Raw genomic sequence first — 18,075 nt, forward strand, 5'->3', positions numbered from 1 at the left:
GTGCGGGGTGCTGCGGGTGCCGGGGGCTCAGGCGGTGGGAGCGCCGAGGGCGGGGAGGACCACGGCGTCGATGTACGAGAGGAGGAAGTCCCGGGTCGGCGGCAGCTTGTCGATCATCGTGCGCGCGGCGAAACCGCCGATCATCATGTGCATGATGTAGTCGATCGCCGGGTTGTCCGGGCGGACCTCGCCCCGGTCGACGGCCCGTTGCAGCACGCGGCGGAACTCCGCCATCTCCGGTTCGATCAGATGCTCCCGGAACGCGTTGAGGAGGTCCGGGTTGCCGTGGACCGCCATGGCCAGACCGCGCATCAGTGCGGCGTTCTGCTCCATCTCGCAGTCGTCCGAGCGCATCGTGAGCGCGTGCAGGTCTCCCTTGAGCGAGCCCGTGTCGACCTCGCCCAGGTCACCGCCCGGCTTGTTGTGCCGCACCGCCTTCGCGACCAGTTCGGCCTTGCCGCCCCACTGGCGGTAGAGCGTGGCCTTGCTGGACCGGGTACGGGCGGCGACGGCGTCCATGGTGAGGGCGTCGTAACCGACCTCGCGGAGCAGGTCGAGCACGGCCTTGTACAGCTCGGCCTCGCGCTCGGGGGTGAGCCGACTGCGACGCGCCACGGCGACCTCGGTCATCCCACACTCTCCTCTCCGCGTCACCCGTAGGTGCTTCGTACAGAGACGACGATACCCTGGCCCTCAAAGAAACGAAACAGTTTCGTACGTGCGCTGGGTCACGTATGTGAAGGGGACATAAGGAGGGCGCGATGGGCCGGGGTGACGGGGCGTGCGCTCCGCGCCGTTCGAAGCGCCGTACGAGTTGCCCGGGGCCTCCGGGCGGAAAAGCATGGGGAGGTGAGCTATCTGCGCCTGCCGCACATCAGCGGCGACCTGCTGTGCTTCGTGGCGGAGGACGACCTCTGGCTGGCCCCGCTGGACGGCCCCGGCCGCGCCTGGCGGCTCACCGTGGACCGCGCGAAACTGGGCCACCCCCGCCTCTCCCCCGACGGCGACCGGATCGCGTACACGAGCTGGCGCAGCCTCGTCCCGGAGATCCACCTGGTCCCGGTGGACGGCGGCCCGAGCAGCCGGCTGACGTACTGGGGCAGCCCGGACACCCAGGTCTGCGGCTGGACCCCCGACGGCGACATCCTCGCCGTCGCCTCCCACGGCGAGCCCTTCTCGTACTTCACCTGGGCCTACAAGGTCACCCCCGACGGCGACCCCGGCCGCAAGCTGCCCTGGGGCCCGGTCTCCGACATCCAGGTCGCCGACGTCGAGGGCGAGCGCCGCACCCTCCTGCTCACCGGCACCCCGCCGCACGAACCCGCGTCCTGGAAGCGGTACCGGGGCGGCGCCACGGGCCGGCTGTGGCTGCACGGCGAACGGCTCCTCGAAGACATCGACGGCCACCTCGCCTCCCCCCTGTTCGTCGGCGACCGGATCGCCTTCCTCTCCGACCACGAGGGCGTCGGCAACCTCTACTCCTGCGCGTACGACGGATCCGACCTGCGCCGCCACACCGACCACGACGCCTTCTACGCCCGGCACGCCGCCAGTGACGGCACCCGCGTCGTCTACCAGTGCGCCGGCGACCTCTGGATCGTCGACGACCTCGCCGCCGACTCCGAGCCGCGCCGCCTCGACGTACGGCTCAGCGGCCCGCGCGCGGGGCGGCGGCCGTACCAGATCCCGGCCGCCCATCACATCGACGGGCTGTCGGTCGACGAGACGGGGCGGGCCAGCGCCGTCGTCGTGCGCGGCAGTCTGTACTGGCTGACCCACCGCGACGGCCCCGCCCGCACCCTCACCGACACGCCGGGCGTACGGGTACGGCTCCCCGAGATGCTCGGCTCGGGCGGCCGGGTCGCCTACGTCACCGACGCGGACGGCGAGGACGCGGTCGAGATCGCCCATCTCCCCCGGGCCACCGGCCACCGCCCCCCGCGCCGGCTCGCCTCCGGACGGCTGGGACGGGTCCTGGAGATGGTGTCCGACCCCCAGGGCGAACGCCTCGCCCTCGCCTCGCACGACGGACGGCTGCTGCTTCTCGATACGACGGAGGAGGCGGATGGGGAGGAGGGTGAGGAGGGCTCCGGCGGTGAGGTCGACGAGCTGATCCATTCCGTCAACGGGCCCGTGCGGGACCTGGCCTTCTCGCCGGACGGCGCCTGGCTGACGTGGTCGCATCCGGGGATCGGGCGCTCACTGCGGCAGATCAAGATCGCACGGATCGGCTCCACGGGCGGCTCCAACGGCTCCAGCAACCCTGACGGCGGCTCCCCCGCCCCCGGTGACGGCGTTTCGGCCGAGCGGCTGATCGTCGATGTCACCAACGGCCGGTTCGAGGACGAGAACCCGGTGTTCACGCGGGACGGCCGCTTCCTGGCGTTCCTGTCCTGGCGCGGCTTCGACCCGGTGTACGACGTCCACACCGGCGACCTGTCCTTCCCGCTGGGCTGCCGCCCCTACCTCGTGCCCCTCTCCTCCGCGACGCCGTCCCCCTTCGCGCTGAACCCGGAGGGCCGGCCGGCCGCCGGGGGCCTGGACCCGCTGGAGGACGAGGGCGCGGACGGCGCGGTCACCGTGGAGATCGAGGGCCTGGAGAGCCGCGTCACGCCCTTCCCGGTCAGCGCCTCCAAGTACTCCGCCCTCCACCCCGTCGCGGGCGGCGGCCTGGTGTGGCTGCGCTGGCCGATCTCCGGCGCGCTGGGCGAGACCTTCGCCAACCCGGACGACACCAGCGGCCGTCCGACCCTCGAACACTTCAACATCACCAAGGCGCGCAAGTCCGAACTCGTCGACCATCTCGACTGGTTCGGGGTGAGCGGCGACGGCACCCGGCTGGTCGTCGTCGACGAGGGCGACCTGCGGGCCGTACCGTCGACCGAGTCCGGCGACAGCGACTCGACGGTCTGGATCGACGCGCGGCGCATCCTGCACGAGGTGGATCCGGGCGCGGAGTGGCGCCAGGCGTACGAGGAGGCCGGCCGGCTCATCCGGGCGTACTTCTGGGATCCCGGGATGTGCGGGATCGACTGGGAGGCGGTGCTCGACCAGTACCGTCCGCTGGTCGAACGGGTCGCGTCCCCCGACGAGTTCGCCGATCTGCTGCGCGAGGTGCTCGGCGAACTGGGCACCTCGCACGCGTACGTCAGCCCCGCGCGGCGCAACGAGGGGCCACCGCACTATCAGCGCCGGCAGGGGCTGCTGGGCGCGAACTTCGTGTGCCGGGACGGCCGTTGGGTGGTGAAGCGGATCCTGCCGGGCGACTCCTCGGACTCCAAGGCGCGGTCGCCGCTCGCGGGAACGGGCATCCGGGAGGGGGCCGTGCTGACCCACGTGGACGGGCGGCCGGTGGATCCGGTGAGCGGGCCGTATCCGCTGCTGGCGGGGGCGGGGGGAACGACGGTGGAGCTGACGTTCACCCAGGGCCCTCCCGAGTCCGGGCTGCCCCGCCGGGTGGCGGTCGTCCCCCTGATGGACGAGCGGCCCCTGCGGTACCAGGACTGGGTGGCCAAACGGCGCGCGGTCGTACGGGAGTTGAGCGGCGGCCGGTGCGGCTATCTGCACATCCCGGACATGGGCGGCTCGGGCTGGGCGCAGTTCAACCGCGACCTGCGGATGGAGATGTCCCGGCCCGCGCTGATCGTGGACGTGCGCGGCAACGCGGGCGGCCACATCAGCGAACTGGTCGTGGAGAAGCTGACCCGCACCATCCTCGGCTGGGACCTGACCCGCAACGCCCAGCCGGTGTCGTACGCCTCCAACGCCCCCCGGGGCCCGGTGGTGGCCCTCGCGGACGAGGCGACCTCCTCCGACGGCGACATGATCACGGCCGCCTTCAAACTGCTGAAACTGGGCCCGGTCGTCGGCCAGCGCACCTGGGGCGGTGTCGTCGGCATGACCGGCCGCCATCAGCTCGGGGACGGCACGGTGATCACCGTACCGATGAACGCGGCGTGGTTCGACGCGTACGGCTGGTCCATCGAGAACCGGGGCGTGACCCCCGACCTGGAGATACTGCGTACCCCGCTGGACTGGGCGGAGGGCCGCCACGCCCAACTGGACGACGCGATCCGCCTCGCCCTGGACCTCCTGGAAACGACCCCTCCGGCGACACCCCCGACCTACGAGAACGTCCCGAACAGAGCCCGCCCGAAGCTCCCGCCCCGCATGTAGAAACAAGGACATGGGGTGCCCCGGACAACAGGGCACCCCATGCTCATCAACCAAGCCGAGCGCAGCGGCTACGCGTCGTAGTCCTGGTCGAACCGGTCCTGCGCCTCCTGCTGTTCACGCGACTTCTCCTCGTCGCGCGGACGGCCCTGACCCTGGCGGCCCTGGCCCTGGCGCTTGGCCTGCTCCTTGGCCTGCTCCATCTTCTGCTTGGCCTGCTGCTGCCACTGCTCGGTCTGGTCCTGGAACTTGTCCTTCATACCCATGTGGGTTCACTCCCGTGGTGGGTGAGGGGGGTTGGGGCCCCGCATCGGGGCCTCGACCAGATTCACACGGGCGGCAACGCTCTGCATGTCGATCAGTCACGCACAGTGATCCGGCTTTCGGAAGAGCCCCCCGAACCGAGCGGGCCCGGCATCGAGGACGCCGTCGGGACCGGCCAACTCCCGCGTCACGTACGCCGCGTGGCGCGCGCCTCCTCATCCGCCGCGCCGCCCGCCCCGACCAGCCCCGTCCGCATGCCGCGCAGCCTCGGTTCGAACCGCCGCATCTCCCGCTGCCCCACCGTGCCGATGATCGCGGGCAGATAGCCGCGTACGCCCTGCATCCCGCGCAGCCACCACTGTCCGTACACATGGCTGGAGCGCCGCTCGATCCCGGCGACGAAACGGTCGACGGCCGGCCCCAGCGGATACGTCTTGTTCGACGGCCACGGCAGCCGCTTCCTGAGCTCCCGCATGACGTCGTCCTGGTCCGCGCCGCGCACCATGTCGGTGTCGGTCCAGGAGAGGTAGCCCACGCCGACCTTCACGCCCTGGTGGCCGACCTCGGCGCGCAAACTGTGCGCGTACGCCTCCACGCCCGACTTGGACGCGCAGTACGCCGTCATCATCGGCGCCGGCGTGATCGCGGCGAGGGAGGCGATCTGGAGCAGATAGCCGCGGCTCTCCCGCAGGACGGGCAGGAACGCGCGCGCGGTGACGGCCGAGCCGATGAGGTTGACCTCGATGACCCGCCGCCAGGCCTCCGGATCCGAGTCGGCGAAGGGCCCGCCCGTGGCGACGCCGGCGTTGGCGACGACGATGTCGACCTTCCCGAACCGCTCCTTCACCTCCCGCGCGACCCGCGCCATCGCCTCATGGTCGGTGACGTCGGCGTACCAGTGGTCGCTGTCGCTGTGCAGCCGCTCCGAGACCTGCTTGAGCGCGTCCGGCTCCAGCCCGACCAGCGCGACCTTCGCCCCGCGCGCGGAGAGCTTGCGGGCGAGCAGCTCGCCCACGCCGCGCGCCGCCCCGGTGACGACCGCGACCTGCCCCTCCAGACTGACCCTGCTCATGCGCCCTCCTTGACGTGCGTGTGGGGTGTGCGGTCCGGGTCGGCCCCGGTGGCCGTGTCCGTGGCGGCGTACGCCGTGACGAGTTCCCGGATCGTGGCGGTCACCAGTTCGGGCGCCTCGATCGGGGTCATGTGGCCGAGTCCGGGCAGCTCCGTGAGGCCGACGCAGTGCGGCAGCGCGGCGACGAGCGCCCGTGCCTGCGCCGGCGGCGTGAGCCGGTCCGCCGTCCCCACGACGACCGCCGTCGGCACGGCCAACTCCCGCACCCCGTGATCGAGATCCAGCAGGGCGAGCACCTGCGACCAGGTGTGGCGCACGGTGCGCGGACAGGCGTGCACGATCCGCGCGCACGCCTCCACCATGTGCGGCGCCGAACCGGGGCCCATCGTCCCGAACTTCAGGATCCGCCGCGCCAGGGGCGTGACGGGTCCGAGGGGGGCGCGCGAACCGAGGATGTGGCGCGTCAGCCAGGTCCTGAGTCGACCGGCGCGTATCGGGACGACGGTCGCCTCGGCCACCAGCCGCGAACTGCCCGTACTGCACAGCAGCACCGCCGCCGCATGCGCCCGGAACGCCGGCCGCGTCGCCGCCGCCATGACCGTCATCCCGCCCATCGAATGCCCGGCGATCACCGCCTTCTGCCCGGGCGCGAGCGTCGCGAGCAGGACCGCCTCCAGGTCGTCGGCGAGCGCGTCGGTACCGCACCCGTCACTCGCCGGACTCCGCCCGTGCCCGCGCTGGTCGTACGCGATGACCCGGTGATCGACCGCCAGGTCCCGGATCTGCGCCGCCCAGAAGGCGGTGGAACAGGTCCACCCGTGGGCGAGCACGACAGCGGGCGCGTCCTCGGGCCCATGCGCCTCTACGTGCAGACGTGCGCCGTCGGCCGATACGACGGTGAGCTCCCGCACGGGCGCGGGCGGGGCGTAGGGTCCGGAGACCACGTGCGGCAGGGGGCTCACTGGGCGACCTCCGCGCCGGCGGGGGCGGCGCTCGCGGCGCTGTCGGCGTCGCTGGGGCGTGTGGTGGGGCGTGCGGTGGGGCGTGCGGTGGGGCGTGTGGTGGGGCGTATGTCGGGGCGCGCGTCACCGGAGGCGGCGCCCGAAGAAGTCTTCACGCCGGCGCGCACACCGCCCGCGCGCGCCCGCAGCACCTGATACTCCCCGAGGTCCACGCGCCGCGTGGCCCGCCGGAACTCCCCCGTCGTACCGGGCCAGATCGTGGTGTTGCGCCCGTTGGTGTCGAGGTACCAGCTGGTGCAGCCGCCCGTGTTCCACACCGTCCGCTTCATGCGCTCCTGTACGCGCCGGTTCCAGGCGTGCACGGCGCTCGGCCGGGCGTCGAGCGCGGCGCGGCCGCCGAGGACGTCGAGCTGGCGGAGGTAGTCGGCCATGTAGTTCAGCTGGGACTCGATCATGAGGATCATGGAGGAGTTCCCGAGCCCCGTGTTGGGCCCGATGATCGTCATCCAGTTGGGGAAGCCGGCGGCGGAGGCGCCCCGCAGGGCCTCCATTCCGCCCGCCCACGCCTCGGCGAGGGTCCGCCCGTCCGCGCCCACGACCCGCTCGGCGATGGGCATGTCGGTCACGTGGAAGCCCGTACCGAAGATGATCGCGTCGACCTCGGCCTCGCTGCCGTCCGCGGCGACGAGGGTCGACCCGCGGACCTCGCTGAGCCCCCCGGCGACCACATCGACATTCGGGCGGGCGAGCGCCGGGTAGTACTCGCTGGACAGCAGGATCCGCTTGCACCCGATGCGGTAGTCGGGCGTGAGCTTGGCCCGCAGCGCCGGGTCCTTGATGGCGCGCGCCATGTTGCGCTGGGCGAGCCGCTCGACGAGCCCGAGTTCGTCGGGGTGCTTGGTGAACGCCTGGACCTGCAGCTCCCGGATGCCCCACAGCAGTCCTCGGCGCACCTGGGTGGTGAAGGGCAGCGCCCGGTGCACGGACCGCTCGAAACCGCTGATGGCGCGGTCGACGCGGGGCATCACCCAGGGCGGCGTGCGCTGGAAGAGCATGAGACGCCCGACCTTGGGCTGGATGGCGGGCACGATCTGGATGGCGGAGGCGCCGGTGCCGACCATGGCGACCCGCTTGCCGGTGAGGTCGTAGTCGTGGTTCCAGCGGGCGGAGTGGAAGACCTCGCCGGGGAAGGAGTCCAGCCCCGGGACGTCCGGGATCTTCGGGTCGGACAGCGGCCCGGTGGCGGAGACGACGACGTCGGCCGAGAGGTCGCCGCTCGCGGTCTCGATGTCCCAGCACAGCCGGTCGGCGTTCCACGCCATCCGCTTCACCTCGGAGTCGAAACGGATGTGGCGTCGCAGCCCGAAGACGTCGGTGACGTGTTCGAGGTAGGCGCGGATGTGCCGCTGCCCGGAGAAGGTGCGCGGCCACTCGGGATTCGGCGCGAAGGAGAACGAGTACAGGTGGGAGGGCACATCGCACGCGCACCCCGGATAGCTGTTGTCCCGCCAGGTGCCACCGACGCTGTCGGCCCGCTCCAGGACGACGAAGTCGGTGATCCCCTCGCGCCGCAGCCGTACGGCGGCCCCGAGCCCGCCGAATCCGGACCCGATCACCGCCACCCGCACATGCTCGTGTTCGTGCTCGGCCATCCCGTAGCCTCCACGCATCGCATCGGACTCTGCCAGTGAACACTGGCGCAATGGGGAGAGTAGAGGAGGGACGTACTCATGGGTAGGGGGCAAGCCCGGGAAAGTTACCGCTGGTACGAATTAAGGTGCGGGCGTGGCTGACAAGCGTGAATACCGCATGGAGGAACTGGCCGGGCTGGCCGGCATCACGGTGCGCACCGTGCGCTTCTACCGCGAACGGGGCCTCCTCCCGCCACCCCGGCGCGAGGGCCGCATCGCGTGGTACGACGACCATCACCTGGCCCGTCTGCGCACGATCGCCGCACTGCTGGAGCGCGGCCACACCCTGAACGGAATCGCGGAACTCGCGGACGCCCTGGACCACGGCCGCGACGTCGCCGACCTCCTCGGCGTCGGCGTCCCCACCGAGGAGGAGCCGGTCCGCCTCACCCCAGAGGAACTCGCCGCCCGCTTCGAGGGCGAGGTCACCCCGGAGAACCTCGCCGCCGCACTGGACCTCGGCTATCTCGGCACCGACGGCGACGAGATCGTCCACATCAGCCGCCGCCTCCTGGACGTCTCCTCGGCCCTGGTCCGCGAGGGCGTCCCCCTCGCGGAGCTCCTGGCGGCGGGCAAGCAGGTCCGCGACCACGCCGACGCCCTGGCCGCCCTCTTCACCGACCTGATCCTGCGCCACGGTCCCGAGGAGAACCTGCGACGCCTGCGCCCGCTGGCCCGCAGCGTCGTCGAGGCGGAACTGTCCCTGGCGTTGGACAGAAGGTTGCGCGACCGCGACTGACACCACACCCGCGCGCCGTGCGCGCCGTCCACGCGGCGCGCGCGACCGTCACAGGTTGTAGACGACGGTCACGGGCGCGTGGTCCGACCACCGCTCCGCGTGCGTGGCCGCGCGCTCCACGTACCCCTTGACGGCCTTGGCGGCGAGTCCCGGCGTGGAGACGTGGTAGTCGATGCGCCACCCCGTGTCGTTGTCGAAGGCCCGCCCGCGGTAGGACCACCAGGTGTACGGCCCCTCCACCTCGGGATGCAGGGCGCGCACGACGTCGACGTAGCCGCCCTCCTCCGGCGTGAACACGCGCGTGAGCCACTCGCGCTCCTCGGGGAGAAAGCCGGAGTTCTTGGTGTTGCCGCGCCAGTTCTTGAGGTCGGCCTGCTGGTGGGCGATGTTCCAGTCGCCGCATACGAGGACCTCCCGCCCGTCGGCGGCGGCCCGCTCGCGCAGGCCCTTCAGGTGGGCCAGGAACTCGCCCATGAAGCGGACCTTCTCGTCCTGCCGCTCGGTGCCGACCTCACCGGAGGGCAGATAGAGGGAGGCGACGGTCACGCCGGGCAGGTCGGCCTCGACGTAGCGCCCGCTGCCGTCGAACTCGGTCGAGCCGAAGCCGACGCGGACGGCGTCCGGCTCGCGCCGGGTGTACAGCGAGACGCCCGCGCGCCCCTTGGCGGCCGCGGGCGCGTGCACGACGTGCCAGCCCTCCGGAGCGCGCACGTTCTCGGGGAGCTGCTCGGGCTCGGCCCGCACCTCCTGCAGGCACAGCACATCGGCGGAGGTCTCCGCGAGCCACTTCACGAAGCCCTTCTTCCCGGCGGCACGCAGCCCGTTCACGTTCACGGAGGTCACAGTCAGCACGGCGGAACGATACCGGCACACTGGACACGGTCCAGAAAACGTCCGCCGAGAACAGGTCGCATAGAAGTACAGTGAGCAGCATGAATATACGCCGGGTCTCCTTCGACCACCCCGACGCCGTCAAGCTCAACGACGAGGTCCAGGCCGAGTACCACGAGCGCTACGGCGACGGCGGCGACGCCACCCACCTGCACCCGTCCGACTTCGAGCCCCCGCGCGGCGTGTACTTCATCGCGTACGACGAGGCGGACCGCCCCGTCGCCACCGGCGGCTGGCGCAGCCAGGACAGCAACGGCGAGGGCAACCAGGACGGCGACGCCGAGCTCAAGCGCATGTTCGTCATCAAGGAGATGCGCGGCCTCGGCCTCGCCCGCCGCATCCTGACCGCCCTGGAGGACGACGCGCGCGCGGCCGGCCGCGTCCGCATGGTCCTGGAGACCGGCACCCAGCAGCCGGAGGCGATCGCCCTGTACACCTCCAGCGGCTACGAGCCCTGCGTCAAGTTCGGCTACTACCGCTTCCACAACGCCAGCCGCTGCTTCGCGAAGGATCTGTGAGCCGCGCCGGCGCCCAGCGGCCGCCACGCGCGCGCTGACCGCGCGAGACGCCTCCCGCGCGCGTTATCCGGATGCGGCGCGAGGCCACCGGATGGTGGGATGCGCCGCATGACCGATCTCCCGCTGCGCACCCGGATCGAGCAGTACTACGCCACGGCGCCCCTCCTGTTCGCGGAGGCCGAGGACTTCGGCCCGTTGCGCCTGTTCGTACGCCGGGAGCCGGGCGCCCCGTACTACGGCGGCCCGAGCCACGCCCAGCCCACGGCGGCGGGCTCGGCGGCCGTGACCGCCGCCGACATCGCGCGCGTACGCGCGCGCCAGCGCGCCCTGGGCGTGCCGGAGGCCTTCGAGTGGCTCGACCAGTCGGCGCCGAGTCTGCGCGCCTTGATCGAGGCCACCGGCCTCCCGGTGCTGGAGCGCCCGCTGATGGACCTCGACCCGCGGCACCCGCTGCCGCCCCAGCCGCTGCCGGACGGCGTCACGCTCCGCGCGCTGACAGCAGACGACCCGGCGCTGCCCGCGGCCCTGGCGCTGCCCCGCCTGGCCTTCGCCGCGACAGGCACCGCGGTGGGCGCCGCGGGACGGGAGGAGCTACTGGCGGCGGCGGAGACCGTCACGGCGGACGGAACGCTGGACGCCGTCCGCCCCACCCTCCGCGCCGGCCACAAGACCCTCGTCGCGGCCCTCGCGCCGGACGACACGCCGCTCGCGGTCGGCCACTACCACCCGTCGCACGGCGCCACCGAGATCGGCGGCGTGGGCACCCTGCCCACGGCACGACGTCAGGGCCTCGGCGCGGCCGTCACGACGGCCCTCGCCGCCCACGCCCGCGCTCACGGCGTGCACACCGTCTTCCTCGCCTACGCGTCCGAGACGATCGCCCGCATCTACGCCCGCCTGGGCTTCCGCCCCACGGGCACCACTCTGCTGATCGCCAACCAGCCGGCCCGCTCCTAGGCAGCCCGCTCATGGGCGGCCAGCTCATGGGCGGCCCGCTCCCCGGCTGCCAACTGAGCCCGCCCGCGCCCCGACTGCTGACGCGCGTCGGCAGGCCCTGCCGAACTGGCCCCAAAACAAAGAGATCCCGTCCAGCTCACCGAGCTGAACGGGATCTCATCGACCGCTTTCGACTTTCGCCGATTCGGTCATTGCGTGGACCTGAGGGGATTTGAACCCCTGGCCCCCTCGATGCGAACGAGGTGCGCTACCGGACTGCGCCACAGGCCCTTGCAACGAGTGAAACTCTAGCACCCCGATCGGCCTGCTTGGAAATCCGTTCCCCGGCGGCCGTCAGGACCGGGGTTCGGATGGGTGCGAGGGGGCTGCGCCCACCCATCCCAAGGTCATCGCGTCACCGCGCGCGTGGCAGCGCACAAGCGGCGTGCGCCTCGGGCGCGTTGGCGCCCCTTACTCGTCGGCGGCCCGCAGCTCACTCGTTGGCGGCCCGCGGCCGGTCGCCGTCCTCGTACTGGTCGAAGAGCGGCGTCCGGCCCCGCTCCCGCGACCGCCGCGCGGAGGCGGCGCGGCGAGCGTCACTGCGCTCTCCGCCCTCCTCCTTGCTCTCCCCGGGGGCGCTCTCGCCGGACTCCGCGCCGGTCTCCCGCTCCCCCTGCTCCGGGGCGACCGCGCTCGAACGCGCCGAGCTCCAGGTGTCCGGCGCGCCCAGATCCACATCCGCCGTGGCGCGCGGCGCGACCGGCGCGGTCACATACGTCGGCAACGGCACCGGCACCGGGTCCCAGCTCTCCCCCGGCCCGGGGCGCCGTTGCCGCTCGCGCTGCTGGTCGACCCATTCGGCGTGATCGGTCTGCTCGACGAGCGCCCGTCGGTCCGCGGCGAGGGCCAGCAGCTCGGGGTCGGTCTCCGGTTCGGGCTCGTGATCACGATCGGGCTCCTCTGCACCGGCGCCCGCGTCGGTGTCGAGGGGCGCGGACGCGGACGCACGCCGCCGCGGCTGGCGTGCGCGCTCCCTGAGCCGCTGGGCGGCGGCCTCCGCGCGCTGCCGGTCCATCTGGTACGCGAAGCGACGGCGCTCCTGGGAGCGCAGGTGCGCGATGTACCCGCTCAGCAGGACAGCGGGTACGCCGGGCGCCCACAGGAAGGCGAGCCCCCCGACGGCGGCGACGACGGCCCCCAGCGTGAAGGCGAGGAAAAGCATCACCGTGGTGCGCCGACGGCGCGCGAGCACCTTCAAGCGCCGAGCGCGCGCCGCGGACGCCTGCGCTGAGGCGTCCGTCGCGCGCCGGGCGGCGGGAACGCGCCGGGGCGCCGCCGCGGATCCCGCTTCCCGCGCGGGCGCGGGCTTGGGGGTCGGGGCGACCGGCTCGCGCTGGTCGCGCGCGGGCTCGGGCTCCTGGACCGGTGCGTGCGCCTGGGGCTGGGTCGGGGGCATGGCGAAGGCCCGGACGTCCACCGAGTCGGTGGCCGCGTCCGGGTCGGCGACGGGCTCCCCCTCCTCGGTGGAGCGCGCCCGCAGGTCCTTGGCGTACCGGCGCTCCATCCCCGCCCGTCCGGACAGCAACCGGATGGCTGTGCTGAAGCGTTCCGTCGGACGGGCCTCGTTCAGCTCGTCCTGCCTACGGAGCCACATCGGCACCAAGTAGGCGGCCCAGGCCCCGACAATGACTGCGTAGATGAGGCCGCTGCTGCTCACGCCTCACACGGTAGAGGGGTTTGCGTGAGGCCATCCGCCAATTGAGCCGGTGTGTCGCACGATCTGGCTGATATTTCGAGCTTTTTTTGTGACCGATGCGATCAACAGGTCGCCGGAGGGGCGAATTCAATGCCCCGAGACGGTCACCGTCCGATCATTTTCGAACATATATTCAATTTCCCGGGCCGGCGTGATTCCCGGGCGCGTTCTGGTGGTCGCGGGGGGCGCGCTGAGCACGGGAGCGCCTCCAGCGGGCCAGCAGCCCCTCGGGCACTTCCTCCGCGGTGAGGGCGAACACGAGATGGTCGCGCCAGGCGCCGTCGATGTGGAGATAACGGGGCCTGAGCCCCTCCTCCCGGAATCCGAGTTTCTCCACGACCCGGCGGCTGGGACCGTTCTCGGGGCGAATGCAGACCTCGATGCGGTGCAGGCCGACGCTGCGGAAACAGTGGTCCACGACGAGCGCCACGGCCGTCGGCATGACTCCGCGGCCGGCGACCGACTCGTCCACCCAGTACCCGACGTGCCCGGAACACATGGAGCCCCAGGTGATTCCGGCGACCGTCAACTGCCCGACGAGCCGCCCCTGGTACTCGATGACGAACGGCAGCATCCGGCCGGCGTTCGCCTCGGACCGCAGGTGCCGGACCATCTGGCGGTAGGTCGGCCGGTGGGCGATGGGACCGCTGGGGGCGGGCGGCGGGATGGTCGCCTCCCAGGGGCGCAGCCAGTCCCGGTTGCGCCGGTTGACCTCGCGCCAGGCCCGCTGGTCGCGCAGCTTTATCGGCCGCAGGACGACGTCGCCCTCCGTCAGGACCACCGGCCAGGATGGGCTGTTCAGCTCGCACCCCCAGGACGTCTGGAGCGGTCGGGGCCGGCCGGCGCGGAAGGCGCGTCGGGCCGGGGGTGGTCGCCGCCGCGGATCTGGTCGACCGCGTGGACCAGCAGGGGCTCCAGGACGGCCAGCCCGTCCTTCACCCCGCCGGACGAACCGGGCAGGTTGACGATCATCGTCCCTCCCGCCACTCCGGCCAGCCCCCGGGAGAGCGCCGCGGTGGGCACCTTCTCCCGGCCGTACGCGCGGATGGCCTCGGCGAGCCCCGGCACCTCGTGGTCGAGCACCGCGCGCGTGGCCTCGGGCGTGCGGTCGGTGGGCGAGATCCCGGTGCCGCCGGTGGTGACGATGACGTCGTACCCGGCGTCCACGCCGGCGCGCAGGGCGGCCTCCACGGGGTCTCCGTCGGGGACGATCTGCGGCCCGTCGACGGCGAACCCGAAGCGCTCGAGGCCGTCGGCGACGAGCGGGCCGCCCTTGTCCTCGTACACACCCGCCGCGGCGCGGTTGGAGGCGGTCACGACCAGCGCGCGATACGGCGCGCGCGGCGCGTCACCGGCGGACGGCGCGCCGTTCACGACCGGCTCCAGTCGCCCGACTTGCCGCCCGTCTTCTCCTCCACGCGCACGTCCGTGATGACCGCTCCCTTGTCGACCGCCTTGACCATGTCGATCACCGTGAGGGCGGCGACGGTGACCGCGGTGAGCGCCTCCATCTCGACGCCCGTACGGTCCGTGGTCTTCACCGTGGCCAGGATCTCCACGGCGTCGTCCGCCACCGTCAGATCCAGTTTCACACCGGAGAGCGCCAAGGGGTGGCACAGCGGGATCAGGTCGGGGGTCCGTTTGGCCCCCATGATCCCGGCGATGCGCGCGGTGGCCAGCGCGTCGCCCTTGGGCACGCCCTCCCCGCGCAGCAGCTCGACCACGCGCGGTGAGACGAGGACGCGCCCGCTGGCGCGCGCCGTGCGCGCCGTCACGTCCTTGCCGGATACGTCGACCATGCGGGCGGCGCCCGCCTCGTCGATGTGCGTCAGTCCGTCCTGCGTACTCATGCTCGTGTGGCGCTCCTGGTCCGGGCCCGTCTGCGGTGCGGCGCACGGGCCTGTTGTGCGCGACACGGTACCCCCATGGCGCCGTGCGCAGCGGAGCAGGATCGCCCAGCGGGCGGGCGGGCGCACGGGCACGCCCGCGTGCTCAGCCGAGCAGGACCACCTCGACCTCGGTGCCCGGCTCGACCGTCTCGGCGTCCTCGGTGACGACGATCAGCGCGTCGGCCTGGGCGAGGGCGGCGACCAGGTGGGATCCGGCGCCGCCGACGGGGCGCACGGTGCCGTCGGCGTAGCTGCCGCGCAGGAACTGCCGCCGCCCCTTCGGGGAGGTCAGCGCCTTGTCCGCGGCGAGCTTCGCGCGCGTGGTGGGGCGGTGGACGTCCGTGAGGCCCATCAGGGTGCGGATGGCGGGGCGGACGAACAGTTCGAAGGAGACGTACGACGACACCGGGTTGCCGGGCAGGGCCAGCAGCGGGGTGTGGTCGGGGCCGATGGAGCCGAAGCCCTGGGGCTTGCCGGGCTGCATGGCGAGTTTGCGGAAGTCGATGCCGCTGCCGGCCTCGTCCTCGTCGCCCACGTGCGCCAGGGCCTCCTTGACGACGTCGTAGGCGCCGACGCTGACGCCGCCGGTGGTGACCAGCAGGTCGGCGCGCACGAGCTGGTCCTCGATGGTGGAGCGCAGCGTCTCGGCGTCGTCGGCGACGGCGCCCACCCGGTAGGCGATGGCGCCCGCGTCGCGCGCGGCCGCGGTGAGGGCGAAGCTGTTGGAGTCGTAGATCTGGCCGCCGGCCAGTTCCTCGCCGGGCTGGATGAGTTCGCTTCCGGTGGACAGGACGACCACACGCGGGCGCGGGCGTACGCGCACGCTGCCGCGGCCGATCGCGGCCAGCAGGGCGATCTGGGGCGGGCCGAGGACGGTGCCGGCTTCCAGGGCGCGGTCGCCGGCCTTCACGTCGCTGCCCTTCGCGCGTACGTGCGCGCGTGCCTCCGCCGACCGGTACACGCGCACGTGGCCGGTGGCTCCCTCGGGCGCGAGGCTGCGGGCGCGCATCCCGCCGACGGGGCCCTCGCCGAGCCCGCCGTCGGTCCATTCGACGGGGACGACGGTCTCGGCGCCGGGCGGCAGCGGGGCGCCGGTCATGATCCGGGCCGCCTGTCCCGGGCCCACCTGGAGCAGGTCGGCCTGGCCCGCCGCGACGTCCCCGACGACCTCCAGGGCGGCGGGGAACTCCTCGCTCGCGCCCGCGACGTCCGCGACCCGCACCGCGTACCCGTCCATGGAGCTGTTGTCGAACGGCGGCAGCGAGACCGGCACCGTGACGTCCTCGACCAGGACGCAACCCTGGGCGTCGAGGAGTTGCAGCTCGATGGGTTCCAGGGGGCGGACGGTGGCGAGGATGTCCGCCAGGTGCTCGTCCACCGACCAGAGGTGGTCCTGGCCGGTGGGGTGGGGCGCGGCGCTGCTCAACGTGGTTACAACTCCTCGGTGACGTAACTGCGAAGCCAGGACCGGAAGTCCGGACCCAGATCTTCACGTTCGCACGCGAGTCTGACAATGGCACGCAGATAGTCGCCGCGGTCACCGGTGTCGTAGCGGCGGCCCTTGAAGACGACGCCGTGCACGGGGCCGCCGACCTTCTCGTCCTGCGCGAGCTGCTGCAGGGCGTCGGTGAGCTGGATCTCGCCGCCGCGGCCCGGCTCGGTCTTGCGCAGTATGGCGAAGATGCTCGCGTCGAGGACGTAGCGGCCGATGATGGCGTAGTTCGACGGGGCGTCGTCCGGGTCGGGCTTCTCGACCAGGCCGGTCACCTGGACCACGTCGCCCTCGCCGGTGGGTTCCACCGCCGCGCACCCGTAGAGGTGGATCTGTTCGGGGGCGACCTCCATGAGCGCGACGACGCTGCCGCCGTGCTGTTCCCGCACGTCGATCATCCGCTTCAGCAGCGGGTCGCGCGGGTCGATCAGGTCGTCGCCCAGCAGGACGGCGAAGGGCTCCTGTCCGACGTGCGGCGCCGCGCAGAGCACCGCGTGCCCGAGGCCCTTGGGGTCGCCCTGGCGCACGTAGTGCATGGTGGCCAGGTCGCTGGACTCCTGGACCTTGGCGAGCCGATTGGCGTCGCCCTTCTTCTCCAGGGCCGACTCGAGCTCGTAGTTGCGGTCGAAGTGGTCCTCCAGGGGGCGCTTGTTGCGGCCCGTCACCATGAGGACGTCGTCGAGGCCCGCGGACACGGCCTCCTCGACCACGTACTGGATCGCCGGCTTGTCCACGACCGGCAGCATCTCCTTGGGAGTGGCCTTGGTCGCCGGCAGGAACCGGGTGCCGAGACCGGCCGCGGGGATGACAGCCTTGGTGATCCTTGGGTGAGACTGAGTCATGCCCGCCACCTTATCCGGTGCGTTTGTGGGGAATCTGTAGCTCCGGTTAATAGATGTTGATATGACCTGATTCGATCGGAACAGGAGCAACACGTGCGTCACATCGACAGCGCGGCCGAGTCTGACAAACGTACGTTGCGGCGAGAGTCCGTGGCGATGAGGAACATGTTGACCGCGGATGACCTGCGGGAAGCGGCCACGGCGCTGGCAGCGCGCGCGCTGGAGCTTCCCGAGCTGGCGCATGCGCGCACGGTGGCGGCGTACGTCTCCGTCGGGAGCGAGCCCGGCACGCTCGCGCTGCTGGACGCGCTGCGCGCGCGGGGCGTGCGGGTCCTGCTTCCCGCCCTGCTGCCCGACAACGATCTGGACTGGGGCGCGTACGCCGGTGAGGGCTCCCTCGCGCGGGTCCAACACGGCGGGAAGATGGCGCTGTTCGAGCCGACCGGCGCGCGGCTCGGCCCTGACGCCGTGACGGACGCCGACGTGGTGCTGCTGCCGGGGCTCGCGGTCGACGCGCGCGGGATGCGGCTGGGCCGCGGTGGAGGCTCGTACGACCGCGTGCTGGCCCGTCTGGAGCGCGCGGGCGCCCGCCCGGCCACGGTGGTGCTCCTGTACGACGCCGAGGTCGTCGAGCATGTCCCGGAGGAGGCGCACGACCGGCCGGTGCACGCCGTGGTGACACCCTCGGGCGTGCGCCGTTTCGGGGGCGACGCGCGCTCCTGACACACGGAAGGGGGCCCCCCCACGCGCGTGGGGGGGCCCCTCCCCCGGGGGTGTCCTTTCCCCCAGACTTGGTACAAGGGGGTTGGTGGTTTTTTTTTCCACCTACGCCCAGGGGAAAGGACAACTC

Annotated in this window: 17 protein-coding genes and 1 tRNA gene; 5 read left to right on the forward strand and 13 right to left on the reverse strand. The window is 72.4% G+C overall.

Translation table 11 applies throughout. From position 1 onward, the window contains the following. Window positions 1-27: 27 nt before the first annotated feature. On the reverse strand, window positions 28-630 hold the full coding sequence (locus tag ACZ5NW_RS30235; RefSeq protein WP_468747136.1) for a TetR/AcrR family transcriptional regulator: 603 nt from the start codon (window positions 628-630) through the stop codon (window positions 28-30). A 219-nt stretch (window positions 631-849) separates the two neighbouring features. On the opposite strand from ACZ5NW_RS30235, the gene ACZ5NW_RS30240 reads away from it, so the two are divergent. Then, window positions 850-4,176: a S41 family peptidase gene (locus ACZ5NW_RS30240; protein WP_468747137.1), complete on the forward strand. Its 3,327-nt coding sequence runs from the start codon at window positions 850-852 to the stop codon at window positions 4,174-4,176. 68 nt (window positions 4,177-4,244) lie between these two features. Here the strand turns inward: ACZ5NW_RS30240 and ACZ5NW_RS30245 are convergent, their stop codons facing one another. The 4 genes from ACZ5NW_RS30245 to ACZ5NW_RS30260 form a co-directional block, all read right to left on the reverse strand. Further along, complete coding sequence (locus ACZ5NW_RS30245) at window positions 4,245-4,439, reverse strand: hypothetical protein (protein WP_468747138.1); 195 nt, start codon at window positions 4,437-4,439, stop codon at window positions 4,245-4,247. Window positions 4,440-4,624: 185 nt separating this feature from the next. After that, complete coding sequence (locus tag ACZ5NW_RS30250; RefSeq protein WP_468747139.1) at window positions 4,625-5,509, reverse strand: SDR family oxidoreductase; 885 nt, start codon at window positions 5,507-5,509, stop codon at window positions 4,625-4,627. Continuing rightward, window positions 5,506-6,471: an alpha/beta fold hydrolase gene (locus ACZ5NW_RS30255; RefSeq protein WP_468747140.1), complete on the reverse strand. Its 966-nt coding sequence runs from the start codon at window positions 6,469-6,471 to the stop codon at window positions 5,506-5,508. The genes ACZ5NW_RS30250 and ACZ5NW_RS30255 overlap by 4 nt, the downstream gene beginning before the upstream one ends. Continuing rightward, the gene (locus tag ACZ5NW_RS30260) at window positions 6,468-8,123 is read right to left on the reverse strand and encodes a flavin-containing monooxygenase (protein ID WP_468747141.1); all 1,656 of its coding nucleotides are present in this window, start codon (window positions 8,121-8,123) and stop codon (window positions 6,468-6,470) included. The genes ACZ5NW_RS30255 and ACZ5NW_RS30260 overlap by 4 nt, the downstream gene beginning before the upstream one ends. 133 nt (window positions 8,124-8,256) lie before the next feature. Here ACZ5NW_RS30260 and ACZ5NW_RS30265 point away from each other — a divergent pair, with 133 nt between their 5' ends. Beyond that, on the forward strand, window positions 8,257-8,901 hold the full coding sequence (locus ACZ5NW_RS30265; RefSeq protein WP_468747142.1) for a MerR family transcriptional regulator: 645 nt from the start codon (window positions 8,257-8,259) through the stop codon (window positions 8,899-8,901). Window positions 8,902-8,949: 48 nt separating this feature from the next. Here the strand turns inward: ACZ5NW_RS30265 and ACZ5NW_RS30270 are convergent, their stop codons facing one another. Beyond that, window positions 8,950-9,753 carry an exodeoxyribonuclease III gene (locus tag ACZ5NW_RS30270; RefSeq protein ID WP_468747143.1) on the reverse strand — a complete coding sequence of 268 codons (804 nt, stop codon included), beginning with the start codon at window positions 9,751-9,753 and terminating at the stop codon, window positions 8,950-8,952. A gap of 80 nt (window positions 9,754-9,833) precedes the next feature. Between ACZ5NW_RS30270 and ACZ5NW_RS30275 the strand changes: the two genes are divergently transcribed. After that, window positions 9,834-10,310 (forward strand): GNAT family N-acetyltransferase, encoded by a 477-nt coding sequence (locus tag ACZ5NW_RS30275; RefSeq protein WP_468747144.1) that lies wholly within the window; start codon window positions 9,834-9,836, stop codon window positions 10,308-10,310. A gap of 108 nt (window positions 10,311-10,418) precedes the next feature. Next, window positions 10,419-11,267 carry a GNAT family N-acetyltransferase gene (locus ACZ5NW_RS30280; RefSeq protein ID WP_468747145.1) on the forward strand — a complete coding sequence of 283 codons (849 nt, stop codon included), beginning with the start codon at window positions 10,419-10,421 and terminating at the stop codon, window positions 11,265-11,267. Between the two features lie 196 nt (window positions 11,268-11,463). On the opposite strand, the gene ACZ5NW_RS30285 is transcribed toward ACZ5NW_RS30280, so the two are convergent. From ACZ5NW_RS30285 to galU, 7 genes are all read right to left on the reverse strand, one after another. Further along, a tRNA-Ala gene (locus tag ACZ5NW_RS30285) sits at window positions 11,464-11,537 on the reverse strand. 202 nt (window positions 11,538-11,739) lie between these two features. Beyond that, window positions 11,740-12,963 carry a divisome protein SepX/GlpR gene (gene sepX / locus ACZ5NW_RS30290; RefSeq protein WP_468747146.1) on the reverse strand — a complete coding sequence of 408 codons (1,224 nt, stop codon included), beginning with the start codon at window positions 12,961-12,963 and terminating at the stop codon, window positions 11,740-11,742. A gap of 172 nt (window positions 12,964-13,135) precedes the next feature. Further along, window positions 13,136-13,783, reverse strand: a complete 648-nt coding sequence (locus tag ACZ5NW_RS30295; RefSeq protein ID WP_468747147.1) for a GNAT family N-acetyltransferase — start codon at window positions 13,781-13,783, stop codon at window positions 13,136-13,138. A gap of 17 nt (window positions 13,784-13,800) precedes the next feature. Beyond that, window positions 13,801-14,376 (reverse strand): MogA/MoaB family molybdenum cofactor biosynthesis protein, encoded by a 576-nt coding sequence (locus ACZ5NW_RS30300; protein ID WP_468747148.1) that lies wholly within the window; start codon window positions 14,374-14,376, stop codon window positions 13,801-13,803. Then, a complete protein-coding gene (moaC, locus tag ACZ5NW_RS30305) occupies window positions 14,373-14,852 on the reverse strand; it encodes a cyclic pyranopterin monophosphate synthase MoaC (protein ID WP_468747149.1) in 480 nt (159 codons plus the stop codon). The genes ACZ5NW_RS30300 and moaC overlap by 4 nt, the downstream gene beginning before the upstream one ends. Before the next feature lie 142 nt (window positions 14,853-14,994). Next, a complete protein-coding gene (glp, locus tag ACZ5NW_RS30310; protein ID WP_468747150.1) occupies window positions 14,995-16,317 on the reverse strand; it encodes a molybdotransferase-like divisome protein Glp in 1,323 nt (440 codons plus the stop codon). A gap of 5 nt (window positions 16,318-16,322) precedes the next feature. After that, entirely contained in the window at window positions 16,323-17,225 is a 903-nt protein-coding gene (gene galU / locus ACZ5NW_RS30315; protein ID WP_468747151.1) for a UTP--glucose-1-phosphate uridylyltransferase GalU, read from the reverse strand. A gap of 156 nt (window positions 17,226-17,381) precedes the next feature. Between galU and ACZ5NW_RS30320 the strand changes: the two genes are divergently transcribed. Further along, complete coding sequence (locus ACZ5NW_RS30320; protein WP_468747152.1) at window positions 17,382-17,948, forward strand: 5-formyltetrahydrofolate cyclo-ligase; 567 nt, start codon at window positions 17,382-17,384, stop codon at window positions 17,946-17,948. Window positions 17,949-18,075 lie beyond the last annotated feature (127 nt).

The organism is Streptomyces sp. NPDC032126, assembly GCF_055580085.1.